The sequence below is a fragment of the Streptomyces sp. SID13666 genome, from assembly GCF_010548325.1.
GTDB classification, from domain to species: domain Bacteria; phylum Actinomycetota; class Actinomycetes; order Streptomycetales; family Streptomycetaceae; genus Actinacidiphila; species Actinacidiphila fildesensis.
Window position 1 is genome coordinate 40,438 of sequence record NZ_JAAGLX010000051.1, and the last position, 8,510, is coordinate 48,947.

Here is an 8,510-nt window from a genome sequence, read left to right on the forward strand (position 1 = left end):
CCGCGGGCTTTGGCGTGCACTGAATCGAACTGGAGTTCCCCATGTATCTCGCCGACAAGGCCATACAGCTCGCCTATGACCCCGGAATCAAGCCCAACGAGGGCGGACTGCCAGGACTGGCAGTCCTGAAGCAGGTGATGGGCTCCATCAACCTCTTCGGACTCGTCGCCGTCGTCGGCGCGCTCGCGGTCAGCGGCTGCGTCTGGGCCTGGGGCCACCACTCCGGCGGCCACCAGGCCGAAGCCAACGGCAAGAAGGGCGTGCTCGTCGGCGCGGGCGCAGCTCTCCTGCTGGGCGCGGCCAATGGCGTGGTCGCGTTCTTCTCAACGCTGGGAACGCAGGTCCACTGATGAAGAAACGACTCCTCACCCCCGTTTCCGGCAGCGGTAAGCCCGGCGGCGCATCACGCGTGCGCCGCCGGGCGCTGCTCGGCACCGTGGTCCTGGCCGTGCTCATCATCCTCGCCGGACTGGGCGCCTACCTCACCCGCGACGGCCGGACCGAGTCCAAGGCTCCGGCGCCGCAGCCGAGTTCATCCATCTCCCCGTCGGGCACTGGGTCATCGGCGCCCGCCTCCGGGGACCGGGCTGCGCTGCCCGTGCCGCCGTCCACGCACGATCCGATCGTCTTCGGGAAGGCGGCAGCCGCCGCGCTGTGGTCCTACGACACCCGCGCCTCCTCCCAGCCGGAGCTGCTGGCTGCCCTGCACAAGTGGCTGACCGGCGAGGCCAAGTACGCGGATGCGGCGTCGGTCGATCGGCTGATTGCCTCGCCGGTGCTGTGGGGGCGGATGGCCGACAACGGCCAGTACGCCACCGCCACCGTGAACGAGGCCCACTTCCCGGAAGCGTTCACCCGGGCGCTGCAGGCGGATCCCGGCGCGATCACCACCGCATACGTCTACGCGGTGACGGTCTCCGGCAAGCAGGCGATCGCCTGGACCGGCTCGCCCGCCGGAGGTGCAGAGGATCGTGTGATCACCCTCGCGGTCCAGTGCCGTCCTTCCCAGCCCTGCGCCTTGGCCGGTGTCCTGCCGGCTGTCTCGCCCTGATCTCACCCCGGAAAGTAAGGAGGTATTGCCATGGGAGTCTGTGACCTTCCGCTGATGGGCAGCGTCTGCGACGCCGTCGATTTCGTCAGCAACCCCGCCGGAACCGTCACCGATGGCATCGGTGCGTGGATCGCGAAATCCGCGGGAGAACTGGCGGCCAGCGCCGCCGACCTCGCGGCCAAAGCCGTCAACGAAACCACCGCCATCAACCTCAACGCCCCGTGGTTCCGGGAAAACTACGAGCTGCTGCTACCCATCGGGCTCGCCCTGACCGTGGGCACGTTCTGCCTGCAGCTGATGTTCGCCGCCTGGCGCCGCGACGAACGCGCCCTCGCCCAAGCCGTCATCGGCACGATGACCGGCGTCCTGTTCTCGTTTTGCGCCATCGCCTTCACCTCGGTGGCCATCACCGTGGTCGACGCGCTGTCCGACGGGTTGTTCCAAGCGGCCAACACCTCCACCGACGACGCGATCCGCCGCGTCGTCAAGGTCAACGAACTGGGGGCGATGTACGGCTTGGGCTGGACCATCCCAGCCGTGGTCGCCGTCGGCTGCGCGATCGGCGCGTTCATGTACTGGGGGGTCATGGTCGCCCGCAAGGTCGGCGTCCTGGTCCTGGTCGCCCTCGCGGTCTTCGCCGGATCCGGCGGCGGCTGGGAGGTCGCCAAGCGCTGGCGGCGGGGCTGGATCGAAGCCACCGCCACCCTGGTCGTCAGCAAGCTCCTCATGACCGTGGTGTTCCTGATCGGCGTCAGCGCCATGGGCAAGTCGGACTCCCACGACGGTATGGCCGCCCTGTCCGATGCGATGGCCGGCATCGTCGTCATGGTCCTCGTGCTGCTGTGCCCGTACGCCACGTACAAGTTCGTGCACTGGGCGACCGACGGCAGCGGCCAGGACGATCTGCACCGCACCGGCGTCGCCGGGATGGCGGTCGCCGCAGGTGCGGCGAAGACCGCGGGCAGCGTCGCGATGCAGGCCAGCACCGGCACGCCCGCTCCGCAGGGGCCGAGCCAGGTCCCCGGAACGGGAGCCGACGGCGTCGCCTCCGGTATCGACCCCTCCGACAGCACCAGTAAGGAGGGCATCAACTCCGGCCCGCCGCAGCCGCAGACATCGTTCCGGTTCGGCGAAGACCCGGGAGCCTCGGGCGACAAGGGCCGAGCTCTGGTGCAACGTCCCGGCATCCCCGCGCTGATCAACCGGCCCGCTGCGGGTGGGTCGGACGGCGCCGGGACGAGCGCTTCCGCGACGGGCGGTGGTTCCGCAGGGCAGCTCTCTGGCGCCGTGCCCTCCGGGGGGAGCACTACCGACGCAGGATCGGTTCCTTCCTCCGCACCGGCTCCGGCCGGCAGCCCGCCGCCGATCCCGGGGCCCGTCACCTGGCCGTCGCCGACCGGCTCGCCGGACCCGACGGGCTGGGTCTTCCCCACCCAGCCACCATCCGGGTCCTGACCAACCACCACCCCGGGGCGGGCTGCACCAGGCAGTACGCAGCCCGCCCCTCCCCCCGGCTAACGCGAACAGGAGTCCTGCCATGACCTCCAGAAGAACGCCACACCTCCCCTTCCGCCCCTCCTGCTCCCACCGTCTGGATTCCCCATGTCTGACAGCTCCGCGGCCGAAGCCACGGCCACCGTGAAGTTCCCGCACCGCTCCCGGCGCGGCGTCCTGCTCGGCCTGACCGTCCCGCAACTGCTCGTCGCCGCCCTGACCGGGCTGCTGCTGCTCGCCGTGATCCTCACCCGCGGCGTGGCCGGCGCTCTCGAACTCATCCCCCTGTGGGCCGCCATCGCCCTGGGCATCGTCATCCGCTACCGAGGGCGGTCGTTGGCCGACTGGGGACCGATCGTCACCCGGTACATGCTCCGCCGTGTGCGGGGCCAGCTGATCTGGCTCGCCCGCCCCGCGCGCCGCCCGGTCCGCGAAGGATTGCTGCATCTGCCCGGCACCGCCGCGAGCCTGCGCGTGGTCACAGCCCCCGACCGTCGGTACGGCGCGGTGCACAACCCGCACACCGGCACACTTACCGCCGTCGTCAAGGTGTCCTCCCGCGCCTACGCCCTGCTCGACCCCGTCACCCAGAACCGCAACGTCTCCGGGTGGGGGCGTGCGCTTGCCGCCCTGGCGCGCACCGGACAAGTCGCCCGGATCCAGGTGATCGAGCGCACCGTCCCGGACTCCGGCGACGCACTGCGCCGGTACTGGGCCGAGCACGGTAACCCCGACGCCCCGCTGGCAGGCAGGATCTATAGCGAACTGATCGCTTCCGCCGGACCGGCTGCCGCCCCCCACGAGGCGTACGTCGCGGTGTCCCTGGACGCCAAGGCCGCCCGTCGGCTGATCAACCAGGCCGGTGGCGGACTGACCGGCGCGTTCAGCGTCCTGTCCCAGCTGACCTCGACGTTCGACCAGGCCGCCCGCACTGCCGGACTCAATCCCACCGGCTGGCTGTCGGCCACCGAGATCGCGGCCGTCGTCCGGACCGCCTACGACCCCGCCTCCGGCGCGGCCCTCGACCGCTGGTCCGCCTCCGGCCGCCCCGCAGCCCATCCCGCCGCTGCCGGCCCCGTCGTGGTGGTCGAGAAGGCCGACCACATCGCGACCGATACCGCGTTCCACACCACGTACTGGGTGGAGAACTGGCCCCGCACCGAGACCAGCGCGGGCTTCCTGCACCAGCTGCTGTTCACCGCCGGGGTGCGTCGAACGATGTCACTGTCCTACGCCCCGAAGGGCCTGGACGCCGCGCTGCGCGATGTCCAGCGCAAGAAGTCGTCCGTGATCGCGGACGCCGCCGAGCGGGCCCGGCGCGGCCAGGTCGATTCCGAGGCGGATTCGATCGAGTACCAGGACATCAAGACCCGCGAGCGCCAGCTCATCGCAGGCCACGCGGATGTCGCCCTGACCGGCCTGCTGACCGTCTCGGCCGACTCCGAAGAGCAGCTGCGCTCCGCTTGCGCGGTGGTGGAGACCGCGGCGGTCGGCGCCCAGCTCGACCTGCGACCGCTCACCTGGCAGCAAGCCGAAGCATTCACCGCCGCCGCCCTGCCTCTCGCCCTCGCCGTCTAACACCGGCCGTTATCCCGTTTCGAAAGGGCACCCCCATGTCCCGCACCGCCACCCCGATCGCGCAGGATTTCGTGCCCTTCGCCACCGCCGCCCTCGATTTCCATCGCGCACTCAACGTCCCCGGCGGTCCCCTGGTCGCCGCCCGCGCCGAGCTGGACGCCCTGCACGCCCACCTCGTCTCCCTGCACGGGCTGCTCGACGCCCATACCGCCCGCACCGGGCAGCTCGTACCGATCGAGGGCGCCGAACTCCGGGTCGCCCGGACCCGGATCTGGCAGGCGGCCGACCACGTCCACGCCGCCTACCACGCGGCTCCGCGACCCGCATCGGGCGAGGTCCCCGACCGCGAAGCGTGCCAGGCCGGGGTGCCCGAAGGCGCTCCGGAGCTGACCATCTGCCAGCGCCACCAGCGCACCGCGCACCTGGTCCGCCGCCGCACCACTCCCGCGGACCTGCATGCGCCGTTCACCGGCCTCGTCCGCTACTGACCCCGACACACACCCCGGAGAAACGTTCATGCCCAGGACCCGCGCCAGCGCCTCCCACCTGTTCGTCCCCCGCAAGACCTCACGTGCCGAGCAGCGAGCCGCCCGCGCCGGCTTCGCCACCGCCCGCCGTCAGGCCCGCCTCGCCGAAGCCCAGCCCAAGCGCCGCCACGAAGAGACACTCGATCCGGACCTGCGGCCTACGTATCCGGTGTCCGGACGTCCCGGATCTTTCTCGGCGCGTGGCGGCAAGCTCGCCCTGCCCGCCCATCGGATGACCACCGCCACCGTCTCCGGCGCGTACCCGTTCCTCGCGGAGGGCGGCCTGGGCGCGGACGGCATCTACATCGGCCGTGACGTCCACGCCGAGGCCGCCTTCTGCTACGACCCCTTCTCCCTCTACAGCAGCGGACGCATCGAAGGCTTCACCAACCCCAACGCCGTGCTCGCCGGGATCATCGGCATGGGCAAGTCCGCGCTGGCGAAGTCCATCGCGATGCGGGCGATAGCGCACGGCTACCGGGTCTACGTGCCTTGCGATCCCAAGGGCGAATGGACGGCCGTCGCACACGCCCTCGGCGGTTACACCATCGCGCTGGGCCCGGGACTCCCCGGCCGCCTCAACCCGTTGGACGCCCCAGCTCGACCCGCTTCGGTCCGGGAAGAGGACTGGTCGACCGAGATCCGCAAGCGGCGCCTTCTGCTCCTGGCCGGCCTCGCGCGCACCGTCCTCAAGCGCGACCTGCTGCCGATGGAACACACCGCCCTGGACTTGGCCCTGGACGTGGTCGTCACCGACGGTGCCGCGCGCGGCACCGTGCCGCTGCTCGGCGACATCGCCCACATCCTCGGCTCCCCCGAGCGCCTCGACCAGGCCCTCGGCGACCAGACCGGGCGCATCGGGCCCGCCGCCCAGGACCTGGCGCACGCCGTCCGACGCCTGGTCCACGGCGACCTGTCCGGCATGTTCGACGCCCCGAGCACCGTGGCCTTCGACCCGACCACACCGATGCTGTCCATCGACCTGTCCCGTCTCGGCGGCTCCGGCGACGACACCGCGCTGGTGCTGGCCATGACGTGCGCGAGCGCCTGGATGGAGTCCGCACTCGCCGACCCTGACGGGGGCAGGCGCTGGGTGATCTACGACGAGGCTTGGCGCGTCATGCGCCACGTCGGACTGCTGGAGCGCATGCAGTCCCAGTGGAAGCTCTCGCGCGGCCTGGGCATCGCCAACTTGATGGTGATCCACCGCCTGTCGGACCTGCTCTCCGCAGGCAATGCCGGATCACGCGGCCGGGTTCTGGCCGAGGGCCTCCTGGCCGACTGTTCCACCCGGATCATCTACCGCCAAGAGCCCGACCAGCTCGCCGCAGCAGCCTCCCTGCTCGGCCTGACCGGTGTCGAAACCCAGGCTGTGTCCGCCCTCACCAAGGGCAGGGGTTTGTGGAAAGTCGCAGGTCGAAGCTTCATCACGCAACACACCCTCCACCCGGCCGAGCGCCAATTGTTCGACACCGATGCCCGGATGGCGGCGAAGGTCCGGGAGTTCGCGCCATCTGCGCCCCTGATTCCCATGAACCCACGGAAGGAGTCCCGTTGAACAGGCTATCCCGTCCCGGGGTTGCTGGAACTCTCGACACGGTTCTCGGCCAGGTCGGCGTGCTCGAGTGTGTTCGCGTAGCGAAGGCCGGCCTCGATGGAGAGACCGAACAGGTCGGAGAGACGTCGCACGTCACCGCCGGTCGCGTAGATCTCCTGGAGGATGCGGTCCTCCCGCAGGGCTTGCGGCTTCAGGTCCACCTTGATCCAGGGGAAGTTCCGGCTCGCTGGGGTGAGACGGTGGGCGGTTCGGCGATTGATGAACAGGTGCGGGTTGAGGGTGTTTGGCCACGTCAGGGTTCGGTGGTCGAGGTAGGCCCGGAGCCGTGCACGGACAGGATCGGCCAGCGGAATGATGCGGTCGTCCAGGTAGAGCTTCCCGTCTCGTACGTCGGTCAGCAGGAGGCCCTGTACCTGGGGTCCGGTCAAGGCGTGAAAGGCCACCATGGACACTGCACATGCGCAGGCCAGGTCCGGCGAGTTGAGCGCCTTGCGGATGGCGTCGGTGTCGAGCGGCAGCGGGATCGATGCAGTGACGGGCGTGAGCTTCACTCCGCGCGTCGGATCCAGGAACACTTGCTTGCGGGCTTTGAGGATGCGAAAGACCGACCGGAAGCCCTGCTCGGCGAAGTTCCGGTGGGCGCCGCGATCTGGCAGGGCGGCGAGGTACTCCTTCTTGGTGATCTCTGCCAGGGACTCGTGCCCAGCAGCGGCCCAGGACCGCAGGATCGAGGCCATGCCGAGGATGTGCAGGTGGGCGGTCTGCGGATGGCGGGCTCGTCGCCGCGGCGCCTGACGGCTGCCGTCGATCATCACGTCGAGCCAGAGCTGCAGTTGCTCGGTCATCTTCGGGGGCAGGTCCGCGGTGTGCTTGGCGAAGTAGTGACGCACGGCGAGGGTCCGGTCGTCGATCAACAGGCCGGCGGCGTCGAGGATCTCCATGGTGGACAGGGCTGTGCCGCCCAAGCGGGGAAGTTCCAGTACGTCACTGGCGTGGATCTTTGCGCCGGGCGTGTCCTGGAGGGCTTGCAGCAGCTTGATGGAGCGCCTCACCTCGTTGGTGAGCTTCTTGCTCCAGCTATGCCGGGCTGCGCGGTCGCGAAGGACGACGTCGCAGTGGGCGAGCATGTCCGTGTCGGGGGCGTCGATCTTCCGCTTCAGCGCGACTCGGTCCGCGTAGTTGGGCGGCATGCGGAACAACAGGAGTTGCCGCCAGCGGACCGGTTCGAACGCCGCGGGTCGCAGTGGTGTTGTCACGGGCTGGGGCCGCGTTCTTACGGCGAAGGCACGTCGCGTTTCACCTTGGGTATACGCGTGGTGCAGATTCGCCAGGTAGATCTGTTGGCCGTTGCGGGTGACGGCGGCGTAGTCGACTGCCCGGGTCGGCTCTTTGGCCCTGCGGCCCTCTTCGAGGCACAAGCGGCACACACCGCCGTCTCCGATTGGAGCGCGGCGTCCACAGACCATGCAGTCGCCCTCCGGGTAGTGCTGATGCCACCAGCGGCAACTCCAGCAGTACCAGCTCTGGCCGCGGACTGCGCCCCAGGCCAGACAGCTGCGGCAGGAGCCGGGATGCAGCGGGGCTCCGGGGTGGCACACGGTGCACTGCCCTTGGCTGAAGTAGTCGTCGGAGCTGCAACCGCGGCACGGTGGCGGGGTGATCGGCCCGCCAGGCACGCACGTGTAGCAGAAGTCCATGCGTGGCTTCGTCCACGCGACTCGGTTGACCTGGCACACGAGGCACTTCGAGGGTGGCCTGACGGCGTTCACAGTGGCGGCTCCGATCGTGGGCTGCTGCCGAATCGCGGCTTGACGACAATCGAGACGTCGGAGTGGGCGGAGGCTGCCTGTTCGCGACGTGGTCGGAGGGCAGCGACCTTCTCGGGCTCCCGGATGAGCAGTGCTGAAGGGTCGCAGTCCAGGACGGCGCAGATCACGTCCAGGTCGTCCAGGCGGATGGTCGTCGGAGTGCCGGTCCACAGCGCCGACATCTTCCCCGCGCTGATCTCCAGCCCGGCGTCCGCGAGGCGCCTGCGCATCTCCGCGGACTTCCAGATGCCGCGCTCTGCAGCCTTCAACCGCAGGTTCCATTGCATCGGCTCATCCCTCCGCTCCGAGTCGGGCTTCCAGCCTCTGGTTCGCCTGGATCCAGGACTGCTCAATGTGATCACTGCGGACGTGTAATGGTGGAGTCGGGTATTGGAACTGTCCGAATGCGTCCCTGATCACGCGTTGCGTTGCTCGGATGTTCCGAAGCGTGCCAGGCAGTGCCACACCTTCTTGAGCGCCTGTTGGTCATGGAA

General features: G+C 69.6%; 8 protein-coding genes. 6 read left to right on the forward strand and 2 right to left on the reverse strand.

All coding sequences use genetic code 11. The features are described 5' to 3' along the window. Window positions 1–41: 41 nt before the first annotated feature. The 6 genes from G3I60_RS37760 (at window position 42) to G3I60_RS37785 (ending at window position 6,208) form a co-directional block, all read left to right on the forward strand. Entirely contained in the window at window positions 42–350 is a 309-nt protein-coding gene (locus G3I60_RS37760) for a DUF6112 family protein (RefSeq protein WP_164299343.1), read from the forward strand. Beyond that, entirely contained in the window at window positions 350–1,051 is a 702-nt protein-coding gene (locus G3I60_RS37765) for a hypothetical protein (protein WP_203674862.1), read from the forward strand. Before G3I60_RS37760 ends, G3I60_RS37765 begins: the two co-directional genes overlap by 1 nt. A 30-nt stretch (window positions 1,052–1,081) precedes the next feature. Continuing rightward, window positions 1,082–2,506, forward strand: a complete 1,425-nt coding sequence (locus tag G3I60_RS37770) for an ATP-binding protein (RefSeq protein WP_164299341.1) — start codon at window positions 1,082–1,084, stop codon at window positions 2,504–2,506. Between the two features lie 147 nt (window positions 2,507–2,653). Further along, on the forward strand, window positions 2,654–4,123 hold the full coding sequence (locus G3I60_RS37775; protein WP_164299339.1) for an SCO6880 family protein: 1,470 nt from the start codon (window positions 2,654–2,656) through the stop codon (window positions 4,121–4,123). Between the two features lie 35 nt (window positions 4,124–4,158). Beyond that, the gene (locus G3I60_RS37780) at window positions 4,159–4,611 is read left to right on the forward strand and encodes a DUF6238 family protein (protein ID WP_164299337.1); all 453 of its coding nucleotides are present in this window, start codon (window positions 4,159–4,161) and stop codon (window positions 4,609–4,611) included. 28 nt (window positions 4,612–4,639) lie between these two features. After that, window positions 4,640–6,208 carry an ATP-binding protein gene (locus G3I60_RS37785; protein ID WP_164608326.1) on the forward strand — a complete coding sequence of 523 codons (1,569 nt, stop codon included), beginning with the start codon at window positions 4,640–4,642 and terminating at the stop codon, window positions 6,206–6,208. 5 nt (window positions 6,209–6,213) lie between these two features. Here G3I60_RS37785 and G3I60_RS37790 read toward each other — a convergent pair whose 3' ends face one another. Both G3I60_RS37790 and G3I60_RS37795 read right to left on the reverse strand, forming a co-directional pair. Further along, window positions 6,214–7,626, reverse strand: coding sequence for a hypothetical protein (locus tag G3I60_RS37790; RefSeq protein WP_239070760.1), 1,413 nt, complete (start codon window positions 7,624–7,626; stop codon window positions 6,214–6,216). Between the two features lie 347 nt (window positions 7,627–7,973). After that, the gene (locus G3I60_RS37795; RefSeq protein ID WP_164608327.1) at window positions 7,974–8,303 is read right to left on the reverse strand and encodes a helix-turn-helix transcriptional regulator; all 330 of its coding nucleotides are present in this window, start codon (window positions 8,301–8,303) and stop codon (window positions 7,974–7,976) included. Window positions 8,304–8,510: the final 207 nt, after the last annotated feature.

What these genes read in the sequence shown, in the direction of transcription:
- G3I60_RS37760 (WP_164299343.1), top strand. Translation starts at nt 42, where the DNA reads ATGTATCTCGCCGACAAGGCCATACAGCTCGCCTATGACCCCGGAATC.
- G3I60_RS37765 (WP_203674862.1), top strand. Translation starts at nt 350, where the DNA reads ATGAAGAAACGACTCCTCACCCCCGTTTCCGGCAGCGGTAAGCCCGGC.
- G3I60_RS37770 (WP_164299341.1), top strand. Translation starts at nt 1,082, where the DNA reads ATGGGAGTCTGTGACCTTCCGCTGATGGGCAGCGTCTGCGACGCCGTC.
- G3I60_RS37775 (WP_164299339.1), top strand. Translation starts at nt 2,654, where the DNA reads ATGTCTGACAGCTCCGCGGCCGAAGCCACGGCCACCGTGAAGTTCCCG.
- G3I60_RS37780 (WP_164299337.1), top strand. Translation starts at nt 4,159, where the DNA reads ATGTCCCGCACCGCCACCCCGATCGCGCAGGATTTCGTGCCCTTCGCC.
- G3I60_RS37785 (WP_164608326.1), top strand. Translation starts at nt 4,640, where the DNA reads ATGCCCAGGACCCGCGCCAGCGCCTCCCACCTGTTCGTCCCCCGCAAG.
- G3I60_RS37795 (WP_164608327.1), bottom strand. Translation starts at nt 8,303, where the DNA reads ATGCAATGGAACCTGCGGTTGAAGGCTGCAGAGCGCGGCATCTGGAAG.